The following is a 20,597-nucleotide window of genomic DNA, read 5'->3' on the forward strand; positions in this document are numbered from 1 at the left end:
ACGATAACTGCCTCTGGAGGCATTATAGACAGCTTTTCGGTTTTAATGTTACTTGGCAACAAACTTGTTCGGGTTTTTTGCCGCATCTCGGTGTCATGTCCCGTTGCGCACTGACCGTTACGTTTCTTTGTGTATTTTCCTGAGAGAATTGCAAAATTTTCTTATGATGTGTATTGAAATATGGTAATCATTGCACCCAGAAAATAACTCGGCTGTTTATTACATCTTGAAATGCTAATCAGGTTCAACTACTATACTAATATACCCCGCCGTATCACTGCCGATTGTGCCCCTTAACATCTGGGTATACGCTCTCTATGGATTACGTTGAGGCACGAAACCGCTTGGTTGCATGGCTGCGTGAACAAATGATCGGCCCCGCAACCGAAGACGCTGTTGTAAACGAAAACCCACTAAAACTTTATCCTGTGGGTGTGCTCAGTCCGACTGAGTCCACTTCAAACCCTCGCATTGATGACCTAAAAGCTATTCACCCGGATGGCCCTTCAAATGCAGAGAATGATATAGATGAAGCTCTTTCATATAGACGCTACTATACGGCTCCATCCAGTGTTGGGTTTACTTTCTTTGTGAGCCGTGATGCACAGCTTTCTATTACAGTATCTGCAAGCCGTTATAAAAGCCGAGGGGAAAGGGATGAGTCTGGGAGATTTGTTAAGCAGTCCTATAATCGTATAGAGTTGCAACCGTTTGAAATCACGATTGATAAGCCTAGTGGCACAATCAAACAAGCAATTTGGGAGAATCGAGCAAGCATTGTATTGGAACCACGCCTACAAACGAATGGAATCCTCTGTACATTGGCGCTATCAAATCTCAAAAGGGGTCCAGAAAGCTTGAGGCATTCCGATAAGGCAGAGTTATACCTTTTTGAAGTCCATCTCTGTTGCATCGTTGAGTCGGGAGATCTCTTAGAGCTCCCCCGCCTTGCTCCATCCATGATGAGCGAGGAAGAGCTTGAACTGGAACTTCAATACAAAGAGAGAAAGATATTCGGTGTCGGGCATGGCGCTGCGGTAGACTGGAATGTGAGCCCTAGATGTATTACCAAGATCTGGTCAGAGTTTATGCCAGTGGTAGAAACGCCCGCACTATCAACGAATCCGCAAGGAGACCATGATGCGCTTGATTTGAAGCGTTTATGCGATGAGGATATTACAACACTCTTAACCACGTTGAGGGATTTTTTGGACGGATACGAAAAATGGATTGTTAAGCAACGGAAGATTATTTCGGGGTTTGCTGATGAACTGGAGAGAGAAACAGGGGAACGCATGGTGAAGCGTATGGAAGTTGCATTAAAGCGTATGCACCAAGGCGTAGATCTGCTTGAGGATGACGAGTATGTTGCAGAGGCATTTCGCTTGGCAAATCAGACTATGCTGAATCAGATGCAACAGGCAGATAGAATTGAGGGACGGGATCCAAGCACAAATAATTACCGATGGAGATCATTTCAGTTAGCTTTTCTTCTGACCGTGCTCGAGTCTGCTGTTCAGGAAAAAAGCAGCTTTCGAGAAACCATGGACCTCATATGGTTTCCGACTGGCGGAGGGAAAACGGAAGCGTACCTTGGACTCATCGCAATCCTCATTATATGGCGCAGGCTTAATTATGGAACGATGGGAGGTGGTACCGTTGCAATCATGCGTTACACGTTGCGACTGCTGACCCGGCAGCAGTTTGAACGTGCTGCTCGAATGATCTGTGCACTTGAGTTGATTCGCCAAAAAGATAATCGTCTGGAAGAAGAACCGTTTAGCGTAGGATTTTGGGCTGGTACGGCAGTGAGCCCAAACACATACGATCAGGCGAAAAAGAAAGTGAAAGCCATTGCGGATGGCAGCAACTCTGAGCGTTTCAACTTTATCCTTACCTCCTGCCCCTGGTGTGGTGAGGAATTAACAAAATACGGGTACGTGTATACGCCTGACAGTTTCAGGTTTTACTGCACAAATGAATCCAATTGTGATTTTGGAAGACGCCGCGATTCCAAGCCACAACTCCCACTTCCCTGCCAAGTTGTAGATCATGCCTTATATGATGCTCCCCCATCACTTCTTATTAGTACGATTGACAAGTTTGCCAGACTTCCTTGGATTGAAGGGCCATACGCTTTCTTTGGCCGCAATACGCGGCGGTCCCCGGAACTCATCATTCAGGATGAACTCCACTTGGTAACTGGCCCTCTTGGGTCAATCGCTGGTGTTTATGAGGCAGGGATTGAAACGGTCATCAGGGAACTGGGCGTGAGCCCAAAATATATTGCCTCCACAGCTACAATCAGCGAAGCCCGCAAGCAGGTTCAGAGCCTATATGGGCGCGACATTGAGGTTTTCCCACCGCCAGGGCTCTCTTGTGACGACATGTATTTTGCTACTACAGATCATAGCCGACCAGGCCGTAAGTATCTGGGATATCTAGCACCAAATCTCAGTAGGCAAGAAAGCATCAGCCCGATTATGGCCGCACTGATGGCGGCACCAAGTGTTTTATTTGGGGAAAATCAAAATTTTGCAGATCTGGCAGAGGCGTGGTGGACGATGATTGTATTTAATCGCAGTCTAAGGGATGTGCGCACCTACCATAACGAGGCTTTCCGTGGTGTGCGAAAGGCAGGAATGAAGTTTGCCAATAAGAATCACTCTCAAAGCGAGAATCATGAGACGCTGGATTCGATTCGTGAGCGATTCCAGAAGCCTCGCATATCTGAACTCACCAGTCTCAGATCGGCCGAAGATTGTGCCATCACATTCAAGGAGTTAGAACATCCACGAAATCACGCGAAATGCCTTGACGTGGTATTTGCAACCAATATGATTTCTGTGGGACTTGATGTTTCGCGGTTGGCCCTGATGGTGGTCAATGGACAACCGCAATCGGCAGGGGAATACATTCAGGTTACGGGCCGTATCGGACGGGCCGAAGTGCCCGGTTTAGTGATCGTCAATTACTATCGTACACAAGCCCGAAGTCTTGCGCATTACGAAAATTTTCGACCATTCCACGAGTCATTCCATCGGTTTGTCGAGACTTCCAGCATCACCCCCTTCACCTATCAGGCACGGAAGCGAGCCCTTCATGCAGCTTTGGTCACCACACTTAGGTACCTGTGTAATCATTTGATTGGAAATGCTGGTGCACTTAAAATCGGGGAACAAGAGGAGGAAGAAAGACAGATCTTAACCCAATTAAGCAATCGGTTCACGAACGCATGTCTAGACCCGGTGACACAAACTCAAGTGGATGAGCATCTCAAACGGCTTTATCAAACCTGGTGTGATAAAGCTGAAGAGTGCAAGAAAAGACGCCGAGAACTGTGCTACTATGTAAGGGATGACCGGAATGATGCTGACCGCCTGCTTAAGAGTGCTGAGTTGTCTGTCAAAGGAGTATGGGATACATTGAATTCCATGCGAAATGTGGAAGAGTCGGCAAAATTAAATTATGGGCCTCATACGGTAGACGTGCGATTCTCGAACTTGCTGGGTTCATCAGGAGTCGGCTCCATAGTCCCTATGGGAGAAAATACAGAGAGTTTTAACTCGGTTGTGAAAGACATCACCCTTTGGCCTCAAGATTTACTGCCTGACCAAGAACTGAAGTATGTTACTCAGATCAGCAAGCACCCAAATATCAGTAACCGTAGACTTATCAGGCCGCCGGTCCCAATAAAGAGAGATGACAAGTTCACTAATTGTATCCCGGCAGAAAAATTTCCACGGTGGTCATATTGTATTAAGTGTGGACTGCTTAGTTATTACTCCCTGACCGTTGCAAATAAATGCCCCGACGAAAGCTGCGATGGAATCACGAGACAGGTTCATTGGGTTCTCGTACATCGGCAAGGCTTTTTAGCTGATGTGGACTGGCACTATATGGCACATGGGAAAAAGTCAAAAGATTGCCCCCGCACCAATGATCGGGCCTATCTCAAACTGATTCAGGAACCTAAATACCTAGTCCAGTGCACGAAATGTAATCGCACGGGTTGGCAAGATATAGCCCAGTTTGGGAGGAAAACGTGGCAACAGCCCTGGGTCCGCGAGCCTGCGGAGGAATTCATTGCCGATAGTATGGCAGAAGTCATGTATATCGGTGACTCCCGAATGTACCAAGAAGAGAAACACAGATCCCTAGTAATACCACCTGAATCACGCATTAGACGAGGTAGTATCGTTGATCTTCTGTATAGAAATAGCGATGATCAACGGAAAATTAACCAAGATCAAACAGACTTTCAGCGTAAAAGCGTGATAAAACGTATTGCAACAAAATATGGATGCGGTCCCAAAGAGATCAGAGATGCATTAGCGGAGATTGAACGTGGTTATCCTCTCTATGATGAACAAGTGGGCGCGGATCATCTGATGCAACTTGAATATGATGCACTTTCAAATCCCATTCCGGACCAACGGGAGGACGAAGATCTTGTCACGACACATCATACCCTAGAATGGAAAGAACGGAGTGGTGATCATTTGCCTCCTGAAATCGTGTCGTTGGTTAACAGCTTAGCTGCAGTTGAACGTCTACGAATGGTTTCTGTGTTTTTAGGGTTCAGGCGTGATGCCTTTAGAGATCAATCTAGGGGTAGCAACATGAAAGGAAGACCCAGTTTGGTACCCCCCGATGTTTTTGGTACTTCTGATTGGCTCCCCGCAGATGAATTATATGGTGAAGGAATATTCTTTACATTGAGCGAGCCTTTGCTGCAGGTTTGGGAGGAAAAGGTCCGAATAGCTCGACAAACCGACCGTGAACTGAACAAATTATTGGGGCGGATAGATTCCTCTATGAAAGAAAATGACGAGGTGTCGAAAACACCACGGTTTGTACTTTGTCATTCACTATCTCATCTACTGATTCGACAACTGGAGCGCAACTGTGGTTATCCATCTGCCTCTCTCAAAGAGCGTATATATGTAAAAGATGGTGAACGTCCCATGGCGGGGATTCTGATTTTTGTCGCTGTTTCTGACAAACATGGCTCGCTGGGCGGGCTGACGGAATGGGCTCAACCACAAAAATTTTATCGCTTGATTTCACGAGCGTTTGATGCCTCGCAGTGGTGTTCATTTGATCCGGTGTGTTGCAATCCAGAAGACAGCAAGCTTGAGCAACTAAACGGAGCAGCGTGTCACGCGTGTCTGATGATCCCCGAGTCAAGTTGCTGCTGTAACAACAAATACCTTGACCGAATTCTGATCAATGGAAACGGTAAAACTCTCCCATCACTTCTTGAAATAAACGAACTATAATTGTATGCAGACCCGTAAATGGAAACTGCCTGGGGTGCAGGATCTGACGAAGGATCAGGAGGCAGCACTAGCATACTCGGCCAAGGGACAGCATCTTGTCATTGGTGGCCCCGGTACAGGCAAGACAGTGGTTATGGTGATGCGAGCAATACAGCTCCGAAGACAAGGTACGAAACATGTTTTCCTGGTGTACAATCACATGCTGCATCAAGCAAGCCAACAGATGGCGGGAGAGCCGTTTACAAGCTCCACATATATGTCCTGGTTCTGCAAAAAATTCAGGGAAATTACAGGCGAATATGTGCCTAACTTAAAGCCATATGAATATGATTGGACGGCATGTGTAAGTATAGCAAGTGAGATATCAGGGAAACACATTTCATTGAACGAGAAAGAACTCCTCATCATTGATGAAGGGCAGGATATGCCTCCGGGCTTCTATGAAACACTGATTTACCTTGGTTATGAAAACTTTTTCGTTGCGGCGGATCAGAATCAACAGATCTGGGGAGATCGTAACAGCAGTCGTCAAGATCTTGAGGATGTACTTGCAATTGATACCACAGATGTAATAGAACTCAAACACAATTTCCGAAACAATTATGGAATTGCTCGCCTAGCGCGGGCATTCTATACCGGTGATCCGGCTAGCCCCCCACCTAAACTACCAGACCAACAAAGAAGAATCTATGTCCCGATACTGTACACCTTTCAGAATCAACCGGGGGTATACATTGGAATCGCAAAAAAAATCATCAAGTTCTTCCTCCGTGATCGTCAAAAACTCATTGGCGTGATTACGCCAAATCACCGTGTTCGGAAAAAATATTTAGATGCCTTAAAGGAGTCCGCGGTTTTGCTTAGCGAAAATTCCGTAAAGATCTATACTTATGACTCCGAGAATAAGCATGTCCGATTTGATGAGGGATGTATTGTAGTTCTCAACGCTCAATCATGCAAGGGACTTGAGTTTGATGCCGTCGTTCTGGCTGACATTCATGAACACTTCATCCACCGTGACGACCGGGATGCGACCAAAAAGTTGTTTTATGTGATGGTTTCGAGGGCATGTGATGCAGTATTTCTGCTAATGAAGGATGACTCCTCTAATCAAATTCATGACATCCTGCCAAAGGATGTATCTGTGTTACAACGCAAGAAAATTGCCGCCTCCCATGCCTAAATCACATTCAATAGACTCAGGACTGTTCGTTACAAATCATTTGAACCTGATGTTCTGCTTTGCTTCTGGATTCATCACCCCGCCGTCTGGATTCGGAGACAAATACTATCAAGACACCCTCGGTGTACAACCTGGATCAATCCCACTCTTTATTAACAAAGTCCCACAAAGTGCGATTGACCTATCTGTGGAAGAAGCAGCACATCTAATTCCAATCATCGCAGAAATTAATCTCACAGATCTTGAACTGTCTGCCCCCATTCGACAACTTCAATTATTCGAACCTCTACCTCCGAAAAAGAAAACTCAAAAATCTGTCACGTTTGCACGCGCTCCTATTTCAATCACACGAATTCTCCGAGTCTATGTTAAATCAGACAAAACACGTGAGGAAGTTCTAAGTCAGGTACAACTTCGAAATAATGTCCCTCTAAAGCCTGGAATCATAAAACGTAGAAAGACATCCTTTACCACGGCGTTAAAGAAATGGACTTGGAAACAAAACAATCAAACAGAAGAAGTAGACCCGCCTATCCTTCTTGCCCAAGCTTCAGGAGGAATTCTTGCAATGTTGAACCATGTAAAGGATAGAAGCATGGCTGCTAAGAAAGCATTTTCATCGGCGTTTGAAATTGAGTCTACAGATCCTCCCATACCGGGCCTTAGCGAGTGGATAGAAAAAGGTCACATTGTACCATGGACAGAATCAGAGGAAGGCTATCTGCTGTGGAGTCTCGTAGAGAAATTGGCTACGCATCGGGACAATAGCAACGACAATGATTTGGACGAATTAGTCCTTCATTTCCTTGAAAATCTTCCAGCGAAAATTCATCACCGAACTCTTCCTCTTTGCAAAACGTTGTTAGAACTCGGTGGGCTTGGTGGATCCACGATACCTGAATATTTTAATTTGCACACAGACCCACTGGGACGGGCGGTCATTCTTTTTTTCCTGCGTCGCCAATGTCGAGAGTTGTTGGAATTTGACCAAGCAATAATGACCGACCATGACTGGGCATATTCAGCGATTCTTTTTGGAGCTCGTTCTGGTTGGTTGCGACTGTCTCTAGAATTACGCAGCGACGAAAACTTGGGAGACAAGATTTGCGACTGGATGACTTCTTATTGCCATCGAATAGAAAATATCAAGACTCCAATGTCGCACTGAACCCTGATTGAACCCATCAGTAACAAAGCCCGAACTAACTGAACGACCAAAGTGAAAAAACTTAAAGTACTTGTAGCTGGCTGTGGCCACATGGGGACCTCCCATGCACGCGCTTACCACTCCATGGATGCCTTCGAAATCGTTGGGCTTGTGAGTCGTACATCTTCATCTCGTAATCGACTCAGTGAAGAACTAGGCGGACTGCATACATATGCTTCATTTGAACATGCACTAGCCGCTACCACTCCCGACGTTGTCTCTATCAACACGTATCCTGATACCCACGCCAAATACGTACAAATGAGCCTTGAGGCAAATTGCCATGTATTTGTGGAGAAGCCTCTTGCTGAAACTGCAGAAGAAGCCCAGTCGCTCGTTGATCTGGCCAAAAAGACAGATCGAAAAGTCGTGATTGGATATATCCTGCGTGTACACCCGGCCTGGAAGAAATTTATTTCTCTCGCACAACAATTGGGGAAACCCCTAGTCATGCGCATGAACTTAAATCAGCAAAGTAGTGGCGCTCAGTGGGGTACGCATCGGAAATTAATGGATTCTATGTCCCCGATCGTAGACTGTGGGGTTCACTACGTAGACGTAATGTGTCAGATGACCCGTGCCCGTCCAGCAGCTGTTAACGCCATCGGAGCGCGACTATCAGATGAAATCGCGCCGGAGATGTACAACTATGGACAACTTCAGGTATTCTTTGATGATGGCTCTGTTGGTTGGTATGAGGCTGGTTGGGGCCCAATGATGAGTGAAACCGCTTCATTTGTGAAGGACGTGGCTGGCCCTCTCGGCTCTGTGAGTATTATTGATGAGGTAAAAGAGCAGACCGATGATATCGAAGGGCACACTCAAACAGGTGGGTTCAAAGTCCATCATAGCAGCCGAGGCGAAGACGGACACTTCGACCGTCCTGACGAATTGATTGATACGTCGGATGAGCCCTCACACGATGAGTTGTGTGCCCTGGAGCAGGAATTCCTGCTCCGTGCAATTCAAGAGGATCTTGACCTGACGGACCATATGCAAGATGCCGTCAGCAGCCTAAAGATCGTACTCGCAGCCGACCAAGCTGCACGTGAGCGGCGTACGGTTACATTCTAGGGTTAACGTTCTTGCCGGTTATTCCCCTCCACGACTGCTTCACCGAGCACAGGAATCAATTTGCTTACCTGCGATAGCTGTAGTTCGGGGCCTCCTTCGTGACATGTACGCTATGCGGATGGCTTTCACGGAGCCCGCTGTCGGTAATTCTTACAAACTCAGCCTTGGAACGGAACGCATCTAGGTTTTCGCCTCCGCAGTACCCCATTGCAGCCCTCAGTCCACCAACCATCTGGTAGATCACCTCATGCAGATAGCCACTGTAAGGGACTCTGCCTTCAATACCTTCAGGGACCAGCTTCTTGATGTCGTCCTCTGCATCCTGAAAATATCTATCCTTACTTCCCTGTTTCATTGCTCCCAAAGAGCCCATTCCCCGATAGGATTTGAACTTTCGCCCCTCAAAGATTACGGTCTCTCCGGGGCTTTCCTCCACTGCCGCAAACAGACTCCCAATCATAATACATGACGCACCGGCCGCCAAAGCTTTGGGAATATCTCCCGTTTGTTTGATCCCCCCATCCGCTACAATTGGAACCCCATGCGGCTTCGCAGCATCCGCACATTCAAGCACAGCGCTAAACTGAGGGACACCTACTCCGGCAACGACCCTTGTCGTACAGATTGATCCAGGTCCAATTCCCACCTTGACCCCATCTGCACCCGCTGCAATCAAGTCCTCCGTTCCTTTCGCGGTAGCTACATTCCCGGCAAGAATCTCAAGCGTACTGTGCTGCGCTTTCAAACTTTCTACTGCTGTTAGAACTCCTTCAGAATGTCCATGAGCAGTGTCGACCACAACAAAGTCAACTTCTGCCTCCACGAGCGCATCCACACGCTCTAACATATCTCCGAACACCCCGACTGCAGCTCCAACACGTAGGCGGCCCAAGGAATCTTTGCATGCAAAAGGGTGGCGTCGCTTCTTTTCGATATCCTTGAACGTGATCAGTCCTTTGAGATGCCCTTGGTTGTCCACAACGGGCAGTTTTTCGATCTTATGTCGCTGAAGAATCTCCTCAGCTTGCTCAAGCGTTGTTCCCACAGGTGCCGTATAGAGCGGTGTCGAAGTCATCACATTTCGGACCGGCTTCCGGTTATCCTCCTGAAACCTCAAGTCCCGGTTCGTAATAATCCCAACCAAATGTTTTTCTTGATCTACAACGGGGATCCCCCCAATTGAGTAACGCGCCATGAGTGCACGGGCATCTCCCACTGTACTCTCCACTGCCAGCGTGATCGGATCCTGGATCATCCCGCTTTCAGAACGCTTGACTCTACGTACCTGTATGGCTTGATCTTCTACCGACATATTCTTGTGCAATACTCCAATCCCTCCCTCTCTCGCCATGGCGATTGCCAGCCTTGCTTCCGTGACGGTATCCATTGCCGCTGAGAGCAATGGAATGTTGAGTTTGATTTTGCGCGTAACCCAAGTATCAATCTTGACCTCTCTGGGCATCACACTTGACCTTCCGGGAACCAGTAGCACATCATCGTACGTCAACCCTTCGCGCGTCACTTTATCCGTAAGAATCTGCTCCACTCCAGAGGAATCTTTTGTCTGTGATTGTTTCATGACCGATTATGCTGACCTACCATACGATATAATTTACGTATCTCGTTTTCTCTGAGCTCACGCCATGTTCCGCGTCGTAAATGGCGTGTTGTTAATCCGGCGTAAGATGTTCGTTCCAGAGCCACAATTTTATTGCCAAGCGCAGCGAACATCCGCCGGATTTGACGATTTCTTCCTTCATGCAATTCAATGCCGATTTCGAAGGGATTTCTTGATTGGATATAAGCAGCTTGATCACAGGTGGCTAGGCCATCTTCCAACTCAATACCACGGCGAAGTTGATCCAGCTGTTCTGGACGGACCGGCTCTGTCGTACGTACTAGGTACTGCTTCGGGATTTGGAAACTTGGATGCATTAGCCGGTGTCCTAGATCTCCATCTGAGGTCAAGAGTAGCGCGCCCGTTGTGTTGCGGTCAAGTCGCCCCACAGGAAACAATCCGCTGATCCCTCCATCCATGTTAATCAAGTCTAGAACTGTTTTCCGCTCTTTTTGATCTTTGACGGTAGTGATTGTGTCCTTGGGCTTATTCAGGAGTATGTATATATACTGTCGTGGCGAGATCACTTTCCCGTTGACACTGACCTTATCTCCTTTCTTGACCTGATACCAGTACTCGCGCACAACCTGTCCATTCACCTGAACCTGGCCCCTTTCGATGAGTCCATCTGCACTTCGTCGCGAGCAAATCCCAGCGCGTGCGATGTAACGATTCAGCCGCCCAGCTTCCAATGCCCGATCTTGTGCTTTAGCCGCCTTCGCTCGTGCCATAAATCGCTTGAATAAAACGTAGAAATCTGCTGTACTTAGGTTGTTGCCTGATCATCGGATGAGTTATTGGTACGGCTCTGACCGTTATCGTCCAGGCCGTTTGGTATTAACAGGTTTAAACGCTCTTGATCAAAATTCGAATCTCCGAGCAATTCTTCTGCCTGACGCAGGTTCGGCAGTCCATCTAAATCACTTAATCCAAACTCTTCTAGGAACCGATCCGTAGTCGTATACAGTATAGGTCGTCCGGGAACATCTGCTCGTCCGATGATAGACAGCAGATCCAGTGACAGTAATTTTCGGATTGCATACCCTGAATCTACTCCGCGAACCGTATCCACCTCTACTTTTGTTGATGGCTGCTTATAGGCAATAATGGCCAATGTCTCCATTAGCGGCCTCGTTAAGCGACGTGCTTGCTCACGCTGGAAAAAAGCTTCCAAAAATGGTGCAACGGTAGCTGTGGTTGCCATGCGTAGTCCACCGGCCCAGTATTGAATCCGCAGAGCACGCCCTTCTTGTTCAAGAGAGGCATTGAGGTTTTCCACCGCCTCCTCCACCGTTTCCTCACTTGGAAGAACATCGCTCGCAGTTACCTCAGCATAAACACTACAGATCTGCCCCACACTTACCGGGGTTTCTGCAGCGAATGTCAGAGCTTCCAGAACCATACCCAAGGTTACTTCTGCATTAGAAGCTTTCTGCTTGTTATCACACATTCTCAAGCTCTCCTTTCTCAATTACGAAGGCATTTTCATCACTGACGTTCAAAATACAAATCTCGTGTCCGTAGGCCATCTCCAATATTGCCAAAAATGTGACCACGATGAAACTTCGCGCTTGCCCTCTTACCAGATCCCGGAAGCTCACCCGTCTTTCCGTAAACAAAATTCTGCGTATTCGCTCAGATTGATCTTCAATTGAATATCGTTGTGATTCAATCGTAATCGTTTCTTCTTCTGGTGCCTCTTCCAATACCAGACGAAGAGCATTCATTAACTCAAATATCGTTGTCTGCACTAGGACCTCTTTCTCGGGTGATTCTACTTCAGCTGGCGTAGATGCTTTCCCCCGAGTAAAAAGCCTGGAACGCTCCTCTAACTGTTGATTCAGTGTTTCTGCCGCATCCTTATACCGGATGTACTCAAGAAGCCGATCTACGAGTTCCTGACGTGGATCAAAATCCTCCTCTTCTGTATCAATTTCTGGTTGTGGGAGCAACATCCTCGCCTTGATACTGATCAGTAATGCGGCGAAGTAGATGTAATCTGCAACACCGTCCAGATTGATGGATTCCATCAACTGGACATAGGTTAAATACTCATTCGTGATCTGGGCAATCGGTATATCGAAAATATCAACCTCTCGCCGATTAATTAAAAGTAGAAGAAGATCAAGGGGGCCTTCAAAATCCTCAAGTTCAACTCTATACATTAACCAGCGATCTTGCGGAAAGCAAACCAGTCTGCCGTCTGCTGAAGCCCCTTATCCAGGCTAACTTTTGGCTCCCAGGAAAGCCCATTACCGGCCTTTGCACAGTCAAGCACGCTACGCCGCTGCTCCCCTGGCTTCTCTGGACCATGTGCTGGATCCTGTTTGATACCAAGAGCTTCTTGAAGCTTGTGGTGAAGCGTGACAACATCTGTTTCAATGCCCGTACCAATATTGAATGCAGTTGGAGATTCTCTAAAAGTAAGTGCTGCGAGGTTTGCACGAGCTACGTCATCAACATAGACGTAATCCCGCGTCTGAAGTCCATCTCCATGAATGATGGTCGGCTGACCTGCCAGCAATCTCTCTGCAAAAATTGCAACGACTCCCGCCTCCCCATGCGAATTCTGGCGAGGACCGTACACGTTCCCATATCTTAATGCAACGTACGGGATCCCATATTCATGATAATAGAAATGCAGCAATTTCTCGCAAGTCAATTTACTGATCCCGTAGGGGGAAAGTGGTTGCTGTTGATGTATCTCGCTCTGTGGGCCTGCCTCTGGTTCGCCGTAAATTGCACCTCCAGTTGACGCAAACACCACTTTCTGCAGACCACTTTTTATTCCCGCCTCCATGAGATTAATTAGTCCAAGGATGTTGACTTGGACATCAAAAGCCGGATCCGAAACGCTGCGGCGCACATCCATCTGTGCAGCGTGGTGAACCAAAGCAGTGTACTGATTTTCCTGTACCAGTGCGAACGCATCAGGCGACCGTACATCCATCACATGAAGCTTTACGGAAGGTGGCACATTCTCCCGAAAACCACTGGACAGGTCATCCAATACTTCGACGTTATGCCCTTGGTGAATCAGCAGATCAGCAACATGTGAGCCGATAAATCCTGCACCACCTGTAACAAGAACTTTCATCTGAGGGACGGATGGAACCGACTTCCGTTATCTTGCTGTATAAGTTGACTGATCTTTATAGTTTTCCTATACCCAAAGTTAGCAATTTGTCGACGATTTGCGTTGACCTCTGCATGTGAAAGCTCTGCGTTGGGATCGGATACCGACTACGACTCGGGACGAATATGCCACTCACTCACTACAGGCATCGTCATTTTGAGAACTGGAGCTACATTCTCCAAGTGAGATGTAGTATTTCCTTTGGAATCTGCACAGTTCTGTGTGCGATCTTCTGTGTGGCTGCGAGGGCCCAGGCACCATCCGAGTTTCGTCAAATTTTTGATAATCAAGATGTCTTACGCTACGAAGAAGGAGCTTCCATGTACCTTGACCTGCTTCAGCAGGCTTCAGAGCCCCCACTATCGGAGGAACTGCAACAGCATTTACAATTGCTGAAACTGATTACTCCCGCGACCGGTCCCGTACGTTCATCCCTGAATGCGCTTCAGAAAGAAGATGGAGGGCCTGCTGATGTTACTACCCTCATACGTTGGTGGAACCAGCAAGACCCGATGCCAACCACCTTTGCAAATGAGCGCATCATTGAACACTTATCCCGCATCTATTATGCACTCCATCACTACGGCCATGCTCGCAGTGAATTCGGGGTAGACGACCGTGGTGAAATCCTGATACGATTGGGATGGCCGGATACACAAACCGAGGTCAAGCTCAAAAATGCGGGCCTTTACTTGCGCCCGATTGAATACACGCTGCCTCGGAATGAATTTTGGGTTTATCGGCGAATCCATCAAGATGCACACTACTTTTTCATTTATCAATCCAAGCGTCACGGATATAAAATAGGGACCGTCGAGGACCTGATCCCGAACAGATTTCGCACCCGGCAAGAAGATGCTGTGGTTCTTCTCAGGTGGCTTGATGAAATCTATCAGCAGCTTTCCGTCGAACATGAACACTACGGTCCCCTATTTGACACGGTCACCAACTATGTTTCGATTGGCTACTCGGATGAAAACCGTCCTTTCTATTTTACGAAGCAGATACTACGGGACGCACGAATACTGGATGATTTTCACCAGAATTCCCGAAATGAGCATGTCCCGATATCGGATACAGAGGTTGCCCGCTCGCCTGTCCCCCTAATTCCCGAAGTACGGTGGGCTCGCTTCCTAGAGCCGGAAGGTACTACGCGTCTGGATATTTCATGGGCCGTTGATCCGAAATCCCTACGGCCAGATCGCAGAGTGATGCGACACTTTCGCAGAAGTGGCACCCAGCCAACAGAAGATTTTCTGCTGACAGCATATCTCATCATGCGAGATGATTTCTTTCGCCCCTCTAATCTGAGACTTCGACAATACCATTTGAAGGAGGGAGTAAACTCATCCTTTGCGCCACGTACATGGGTCACCAGAGGACTGAGCGGAAATACCAATGTTGCACTGCAATGGGAGTACGCCTGGACTCATCTCGACAGTTTGAACAACCTTTTACCCGCCGCAAAACTTGGTTTTGGCGTGCAGGCACTCGATTCTATTGAGGCGCTGAACGGCGATGGACGGGCTCTCGAAATGAGTGACATTCTCTTGACAGAACTTGATGATGAAGGTCTCCCCGACAAGGGCGTGCCGGTAACCGCGCCAGACTGGGACTCAGTAGATCCGCTTGGGATCTACTTTGAGGTCTATTTTCTGCGCTTCGACGATCAAGAACAAACCAGTTACACTGTTGCGTACGAGATCCAGAATGAAGACGGCACTAGAGAACCAAAAATCTCTACCTCAACCGCATATAACTCTGCGTCCACTACAGTAAAGGAGCACATCGTACTGGATCTTTCCGCTTGGCAAGAGCCTCAACTGGTCGCCATCAGTGTAAAAGTCACTGACGATACGTCGGGGGCTACTGTAGAGCGCTCCACCCTGTTGCAGTTAAATACACGATAATGAAACTGTAACCAGTGCTCTAAAGAGCTATTTGCCCAGATATACCACACTCAAAGCCTTGCATTTTACGAAATTGTATGAGCCACAATTTTGGCACAATCGGTTGATGCGCCCCTACTGTCCTCCCAGAGCACACAGACACCAGAATGCATCGAGAAAGGCTTGGGAAGTGGCTCAAAACCGAGAGGAGTTAAATACCATTGAATTTTTTGACCAGTATAACCTTCACCACAATGAAATAAATTGATTTTTATTTTTTGCCAGCCACCAACTGCACAATCTATCAATCCATCATGAACTTTTTAAACAACTCCAAACCACACATGCCCTATATCCTTCCATAACCGACAACCAACTGTGAATCGGATACGGTACAAATGTTCAGCCAATGCATCTAATTTGATGAAACTTGCAACCGATGCTGGACGTCAAAGTACTCACCACTAAAGTTCAATGCAGCTAACGCTACACAAGGAGCGAGGCCATGGCAGTCCAAGAACCTGAAAAAGTGAGCAAAAGTAAAGTAGAACTTCTCGCTACGCTTCAAGACCTAGAAGCCCCTGAGGAGATGTGGGCCGAAATATGTCGTATAATGGCGGATTTTTTTGCTGAGCGAGCAACCGATCTGGCCAACAAGGTCGCGGATGAAAAAGGGTGGACTGATGCGGATTTTCATCGTATGGCCCAGACGCATATGCGGACACCATATCGCTCCTGAGCCCTATGGCCCTCCGAGCTGTCATTGATACCAACATTCTGCTCGTCTCAATTTCCGATAGATCGCCTCACCATTGGATATTCGAGGGCCTACGTAACGGGCTATATTCGTTGTTGGTTAGCACCGAGATCGCCCTTGAATACGAAGAAGTCATTGGGCGAGAGATGGGAGATGACGTTGCTAGTGTGGTACTCAGTGCGTTTGAACGCTATCCAAATGTGTTACCAGTACATCGATACTATCTGTGGAACCTGATCAAAGCCGATTTTGATGACAACAAATTCACAGATTGTGCGATTGCCGGCGGGGCCGATTGTCTGGTAACCAACGACAAGCACTTCAATGTGCTCCAAGATATTGATTTCCCCCGCGTGACGGTGGTAACACCAGAAGAGTTCAAGATCCTGCTTACAAAAACGCGACTGTCTGAATAGCACCACTGTATGGCCTGATGATGTGGCACTTTCGTGGAATCATCCAGCAGGTCCTGCTTCTCATTAGCCGGTTTGTTAATAGCTTGCAAGAACACGGTAGCTTCCGTACACTTCCAGGGATTGGCATACTCCGTAGACCACCAATCAAGCGACGATTTCGTTCCCCACCGGGAATATGTTTAATTCGGTCCTTCTGGAACTCAACAAAGCAAAACCTGCGGAGTCTAGGAATAAGTCCAGAAATGAATCTCGCTTGAAAGTGTGATTTCAAGAAATCGACGAACTGGTTGCGATTTCAAGAAATACATTTGAGCAATCTATTCAGAGAACTTCAACTAAAATTAGCAACACTTACATCTGCTCATATGAGGATGGGAGCGTGTCTCTGCCACCTGATGACTATTCAGGCGAGGTACTGTGTGTGATTATTCTTGTGGAAACAACCATGATCATTGGAAGTCTGGATCGTACGTTTTCACATGTCTCCAGACGCACATGTTCACTGATCCGAGGGCATCAGTGATACTCGAGAAAAAGCATCGGGAGATAAAAAGTCCCCTGCAAACGTTTGGATTTCCTCAGCGGTTACAGCTTCCAATTCTTCAATCGTTTCGTCAATCGAAATGACCCTCCCAAAATATAGCTCCTGCTTTCCAAGACGTGTCATCCGATTGGACATGCTCTCCAGCCCAAGTGCAATCCCCCCACGAGCCTGCCCTTTCGCCCGTGTCAGGACTTGGTTACTGACCGGCTTTTGAGCCAAATGGTCAAACTCCCGGAAGATCAATCGGAGTGCACGATTGATTCTCGACGGATCCAATCCCAGATAAACACCGAAGTCGCCGCAGTCGGAATATGCATTCAGGAATGAATAAATATTGTAACAGAACCCGTAACGCTCCCTAATTCGCTGATTCAGTCGACTGGAACTCCCCCCTCCCAGAATAATATTGAGTAGCTCTAATATCGCTCTGTGTTTGGAATGCACGGAGATACCCGGTCTCCCCAGAATCAGATGCCCCTGCTGAATCGATCGCGTCAAGGATAGCTCTGTTGCCTGATACGGAGGACGAGTAGATTCCTTTTTGGGTTTGGATCCGGCTGATCGAAGATCCTTGAATGCTTTCTCGACACTCTTGACCAAGGTCCCGTGACGGAGGTTTCCGGACGCAGCAATCACAATTTGATCAGGGATATATTGCCTGGTGACGTAATCGAAAAGATCCTGGCGCTTCAGACCCGAGACCGTTTCGGGATAACCAATAATTGGGCGGCCAATTGCCTGCGATGGGTAAATAACAGATTCAAAACGATCCGTGATATATTCTTCAGGAGCATCATCGTACATTTTTATCTCCTCAAGTACCACAGACTTCTCCTTCTCGATCTCCCGTTCTGGAAATACCGGTGAAGCAACCAGATCACACACGGAATCTACTCCCCGGTCGAGGTAGGAGTCCAGAGCACGTGCAAAATAGCACGTATGCTCTTTCGACGTAAATGCATTCAGATATCCGCCAACCGACTCCATTCGGCTGGCGATCTGATGCATCCTGCGCTTGGTCGTGCCTTTGAAGACCGCGTGTTCAACAAAGTGACTGATGCCTGCCTTAAACTCTGGGTCGTTCCGACTTCCAGAGTCAACCCATACCCCTACCGCAATGGATCTGACCGAAGAGACAGATTCGCTGAGGATGCGGATACCACTGGGAAGCGTCGTTTTGGTAATCACGACTTTTCCCTCCACCTAAGATCTACGTGATCCTCGGTGCCGATTTCCTCCGCCATGATTCCCACCGCCGCGTCGATCAGGTCTGCCTCCACGAGGCGAGCGATCCCCTCGCTTAATGTGGGCAGGCCGGGGAAGTGTTGCCTTATGACTCAGGCGAAGACGCCCCCTGTCACGAATCTCCATGAGTCTCACCTTGAGCTTGTCTCCAACCTGGACGGCATCCCGCGGGTGGTCAATCCAATCCCAGGACAACTCACTCTTATGTACCAGCCCTTCTTTTCCAGGGAGTATCTCTACAATCGCACCCACATCGAGAATATTGCGAACAGTGCCTTCATATTCCTCCCCTACTTCTGGAGCAACGACCAGGGACTGGATAATTTCAATTGCCTCGTTGACCGAGTTTTCATCCGAACCCGCAATCGTCACATAGCCTAGATTGTCTTTCTCTTCAACTTCAATCACTACCCCGGTATCGGCCTGGATCCCTCGTACGACTTTTCCACCTGGGCCAATCACGGCACCGATCAATTCACTGTCAATCGTAATCTGTGTCAGCCTGGGAGCATGTGGAGACATATTTTCGCGTGACTCGGCAAGCGTTTGATCCATGATATCAAGGATATGTATCCTGGCCTCACGAGCCTGATACATGGCCTGCAACATGAGATCTCTTGAGAGGCCACTGATCTTGATATCCATCTGACATGCTGTGATCCCATCACGCGTACCCGTGACCTTGAAATCCATATCTCCCAGATGATCTTCGGTGCCAAGAATATCGGTAAGAACCACATGACGGGTTTCATCTGCGATCATACCCATTGCAACTCCTGCGACGGCTTTGTTAACAGGGACCCCCGCATCCATGAGCGCAAGACTTCCTGAACATACGCTGGCCATGGAGGATGACCCATTGGATTCAAGTACATCTGCATTGACCCGAACGGTATACGGAAACTCTTCCTGATCCAAAATCATACCTTGCAGGGCACGCTCAGCAAGGTAACCATGTCCGATTTCACGCCTGCTTGCACCACGCAGAAACTTGACTTCTCCTGTCGAAAATGGAGGAAACTCGTAGTGAAGGAAGAAATGCTTGTCTTCCTGATCGAAGACTTGATCAACCGCCTGCTGATCACGAGTAGTTCCAAGGGTAACCGACGCCATCACTTGGGTTTCGCCTCTTGTGAAAATGGACGAACCATGTACTCGGGGCAGATAGCCTACCTCACACCAGATCGGACGCACCGTTTCAGGATCGCGCCCATCAATTCGTCTCTGATCAGCCATCACCATCTCCCGCATCACATCACGAGAAACAATTCCTGCAGCAGAACGGATCTGTGCAGTGACCGCATTGGCCTCTTCCTCGGGAAACTCTGCCGAGATCGCTTCAACCGCTTCGTCTGTTAAATCGGAGAGGCCTCCATAAAATCCTTTCTTATCGTAAGGAGCCCGTATATGCGCTTCTAGTTTGCTCTGAATTAATTCGCGCACACGACTTACCATCTCAGGGCTTGGCAGATCCACTTCGTATTCCATCGGCTCAATCGGAGCGTGCATGGCTTCGAATTCAGCACGTAGATCTAATTGTGCCTGACAGAGCTCCTTGATTACCTCATGTGCGACGGCAAGCGCCTCTACCACATCTTCTTCCGAACACTCCTCCATCTCGCCCTCGACCATCATAATCGCGTCCAGTTTGCCGGCCACGACAAGATTTAAATCACTTGATTTCAATTCATCCTTCGTAGGATTCACGACAAAGTCGCCGTCAACACGACCAACACGAACCTCCGCAATGGGGCCATCAAAAGGAGCTCCCGACAACAAGAGTGCAGCCGAGGCTCCGATTCCGAAGATCATATCTCCGTCATTCTCGCCGTCTGCCGAGATGACCGAACCAATCAGCTGGACTTCATTTCGATAGCCGTCTGGAAAAAGTGGGCGAACTGCCCGATCCACCAGGCGGGAGGTGAGGATTTCTTTGTCATTCAACCGTCCCTCACGTTTAATAAATCCTCCTGGAATTTTTCCTCCCGAAGAAAATTTTTCACGATAATCCACGGTAAGTGGAAAGAAACTCTGCCCAGGTCGGGCATTTGTTGAGGCGACAGCTGTCGCCATTACCATCGTATCTCCTGTACGTACGACGACCGCACCGCCTGCCTGTTTGGCAAGCCGACCGGTTTCCATTGATATTACTCTTCCTGGCGCATACTCTACCTGCGCCGTTACTGCTTTAGGGGTCATTTAACCTCGATTATTAAAAATAAAGCGTTCCGAACATCTAATTTCGT

The 20,597-nt window shown here is 47.9% G+C and carries 14 protein-coding genes; 7 read left to right on the top strand and 7 right to left on the bottom strand.

Annotated elements, in window-relative coordinates; translation table 11 throughout:
• The first annotated feature begins 317 nt into the window (after nt 1-317).
• The 4 genes from F4Y64_01535 to F4Y64_01550 all read left to right on the top strand — a co-directional run bounded on the left by F4Y64_01535 (nt 318) and on the right by F4Y64_01550 (nt 8,746).
• Nucleotides 318-5,282 (top strand): DUF1998 domain-containing protein, encoded by a 4,965-nt coding sequence (locus tag F4Y64_01535; protein MXX96280.1) that lies wholly within the window; start codon nt 318-320, stop codon nt 5,280-5,282.
• Between the two features lie 4 nt (nt 5,283-5,286).
• The gene (locus F4Y64_01540) at nt 5,287-6,465 is read left to right on the top strand and encodes an AAA family ATPase (protein MXX96281.1); all 1,179 of its coding nucleotides are present in this window, start codon (nt 5,287-5,289) and stop codon (nt 6,463-6,465) included.
• Nucleotides 6,466-6,652: 187 nt separating this feature from the next.
• Nucleotides 6,653-7,633 carry a hypothetical protein gene (locus tag F4Y64_01545; GenBank protein ID MXX96282.1) on the top strand — a complete coding sequence of 327 codons (981 nt, stop codon included), beginning with the start codon at nt 6,653-6,655 and terminating at the stop codon, nt 7,631-7,633.
• A 51-nt stretch (nt 7,634-7,684) separates the two neighbouring features.
• Nucleotides 7,685-8,746, top strand: coding sequence for a Gfo/Idh/MocA family oxidoreductase (locus tag F4Y64_01550; protein ID MXX96283.1), 1,062 nt, complete (start codon nt 7,685-7,687; stop codon nt 8,744-8,746).
• 64 nt (nt 8,747-8,810) lie between these two features.
• Here the strand turns inward: F4Y64_01550 and guaB are convergent, their stop codons facing one another.
• Genes guaB through F4Y64_01575 form a run of 5 tightly spaced genes read right to left on the bottom strand, consistent with a single transcriptional unit; the run spans nt 8,811 to nt 13,461 of the window.
• A complete protein-coding gene (gene guaB / locus F4Y64_01555) occupies nt 8,811-10,325 on the bottom strand; it encodes an IMP dehydrogenase (protein ID MXX96284.1) in 1,515 nt (504 codons plus the stop codon).
• Nucleotides 10,322-11,095, bottom strand: coding sequence for an rRNA pseudouridine synthase (locus tag F4Y64_01560; GenBank protein ID MXX96285.1), 774 nt, complete (start codon nt 11,093-11,095; stop codon nt 10,322-10,324). Before F4Y64_01560 ends, guaB begins: the two co-directional genes overlap by 4 nt.
• 35 nt (nt 11,096-11,130) lie before the next feature.
• A complete protein-coding gene (scpB, locus tag F4Y64_01565) occupies nt 11,131-11,814 on the bottom strand; it encodes an SMC-Scp complex subunit ScpB (GenBank protein MXX96286.1) in 684 nt (227 codons plus the stop codon).
• A complete protein-coding gene (locus F4Y64_01570) occupies nt 11,807-12,529 on the bottom strand; it encodes a hypothetical protein (GenBank protein ID MXX96287.1) in 723 nt (240 codons plus the stop codon). The genes scpB and F4Y64_01570 overlap by 8 nt, the downstream gene beginning before the upstream one ends.
• Nucleotides 12,529-13,461 (bottom strand): NAD-dependent epimerase/dehydratase family protein, encoded by a 933-nt coding sequence (locus F4Y64_01575; GenBank protein MXX96288.1) that lies wholly within the window; start codon nt 13,459-13,461, stop codon nt 12,529-12,531. Before F4Y64_01575 ends, F4Y64_01570 begins: the two co-directional genes overlap by 1 nt.
• Before the next feature lie 164 nt (nt 13,462-13,625).
• Between F4Y64_01575 and F4Y64_01580 the strand changes: the two genes are divergently transcribed.
• The 3 genes from F4Y64_01580 (at nt 13,626) to F4Y64_01590 (ending at nt 16,562) form a co-directional block, all read left to right on the top strand.
• Nucleotides 13,626-15,410 (top strand): GWxTD domain-containing protein, encoded by a 1,785-nt coding sequence (locus F4Y64_01580; protein ID MXX96289.1) that lies wholly within the window; start codon nt 13,626-13,628, stop codon nt 15,408-15,410.
• 484 nt (nt 15,411-15,894) lie between these two features.
• A complete protein-coding gene (locus F4Y64_01585; protein MXX96290.1) occupies nt 15,895-16,128 on the top strand; it encodes a hypothetical protein in 234 nt (77 codons plus the stop codon).
• A gap of 5 nt (nt 16,129-16,133) precedes the next feature.
• Nucleotides 16,134-16,562, top strand: a complete 429-nt coding sequence (locus F4Y64_01590) for a PIN domain-containing protein (GenBank protein ID MXX96291.1) — start codon at nt 16,134-16,136, stop codon at nt 16,560-16,562.
• 499 nt (nt 16,563-17,061) lie between these two features.
• Here F4Y64_01590 and F4Y64_01595 read toward each other — a convergent pair whose 3' ends face one another.
• On the bottom strand, nt 17,062-18,309 hold the full coding sequence (locus tag F4Y64_01595) for an insulinase family protein (protein ID MXX96292.1): 1,248 nt from the start codon (nt 18,307-18,309) through the stop codon (nt 17,062-17,064).
• Nucleotides 18,310-20,550, bottom strand: a complete 2,241-nt coding sequence (pnp, locus tag F4Y64_01600; GenBank protein MXX96293.1) for a polyribonucleotide nucleotidyltransferase — start codon at nt 20,548-20,550, stop codon at nt 18,310-18,312.
• Nucleotides 20,551-20,597 lie beyond the last annotated feature (47 nt).

The organism is Rhodothermaceae bacterium (assembly GCA_009838195.1).
Classification (GTDB): Bacteria; Bacteroidota; Rhodothermia; order Rhodothermales; family Bin80; genus Bin80.